At 71.0% G+C, this 1,385-nt stretch carries 1 protein-coding gene; it reads left to right on the forward strand.

Going from position 1 to position 1,385, the window contains the following annotated elements:
* Window positions 1–118 precede the first annotated feature (118 nt).
* On the forward strand, window positions 119–1,385 hold a 1,267-nt coding region (locus APY03_RS14430; RefSeq protein WP_232324267.1), incomplete at its 3' end, for a cobaltochelatase CobT-related protein.

Below are 1,385 nucleotides of genomic sequence, written 5' to 3' on the forward strand. Positions count from 1 at the left end.
AGAAAGTGACTCGCCCGCCGGGGCGAAATCCCGGCCCCGGGCTCACACCAACCGCAACGTTCGAATCGAGCGACCAAGTACCCGACTCCAACTCAGGCCCTTCAACGGCCCCCGCCCCATGAGCGAAGCCCAGAAGCAGGTACGCCACGCGCAGCAGATCGACGAACTATGCGCCGCCTTCGTGCGCGCCTACAGCGGCGAGCCCGACCTGCATTTCCGCGGCCAGCGCCTGCACCGTGGCCGCCAGCCCCTGCCCTGGTACGCGCCGCACCTGCATCCCTCGCCCGAAAGCGACGACTTCGCCTCCTTCCGCGGCACGGCGGACGGGCTCGCGCTGCGGCTCAGCGCATCGGACGCCGACCTGCACGAACGCCTGCGCCCCGATGAGCCGGTCGAGCGCATGCTGTTCGAGATGCTGGAGCAGTTCCGCGTGGAGTCGCTCGCGCCCGAAGCCATGCCGGGCATGCGGCGCAACCTGCGGCATCGCCATGAACAGTGGTCCCTGTCCTTCCACCACTCCGGCTTGACCGATACCGCGCGCGGCCTGCTTCTCTACGCGGTCGCGCAGATCTGCCGAGCACGCGTCAGCGGCCAGCAGGTGGTGGAGGAGACCGAGGACATGCTGGAAGCCACCCGCTTCGCACTCTCGCCGCTGATCGGCCACGCGCTCGCAGGCCTGCGCCGGGAGCGCGCCGACCAGGCCGCCTACGCGGTGCATGCCCGTGCCATCGCACACACGGTGGCGGCGATGCTGCATGCCGCAGGCGAGGACCAGGACGGCGAGGAAGACCGCGATGCCGAGCCCGACGACAAACGCAGTGTGTTCAGCCTCGTCGCCGACATGGACCGCGAGATCGTCGAAGCCTTCACCACCGCCGACGCCGGCCGCAGCGCGCTGCTGGAGGGCGAAGGCGATGCCTACCGCGTCTTCACCACCGACTACGACCGCGAGCACGCGGCGGCCTCGCTGGTGCGCCGGGAACTGCTCGTCGAGCTGCGCGAGACGCTGGACCGGCGCATCGCCGCGCAAGGCATCAACATCGCCCGCCTCGCACGGGAACTGCGCGCCCTGCTGGCCGAGCCCCAGCGCCAAGGCTGGGACGGCGCGCAAGAGGAAGGCCGCATCGACGGCCGCCGCCTGGCGCAGCTGGTCGCATCGCCGACGGAGCGGCGGCTGTTCCGCACCGAGCGCCTGGAGCCGGTGGCGGACTGCGTCGTCGGTTTCCTGATCGACTGCTCCGGCTCGATGAAGGCGCATGCCGAAGCCGTGGCGATGCTGGTCGACGTGATGGCGCGCGCGCTGGAACAGGCCGGCGTCGCCAGCGAGATCCTCGGCTTCACCACCGGCGCCTGGAACGGCGGACGCGCCCGCCGCGACTGGCTGC

Source organism: Variovorax sp. WDL1, assembly GCF_001541225.1.
Lineage (GTDB): Bacteria > Pseudomonadota > Gammaproteobacteria > Burkholderiales > Burkholderiaceae_C > Variovorax.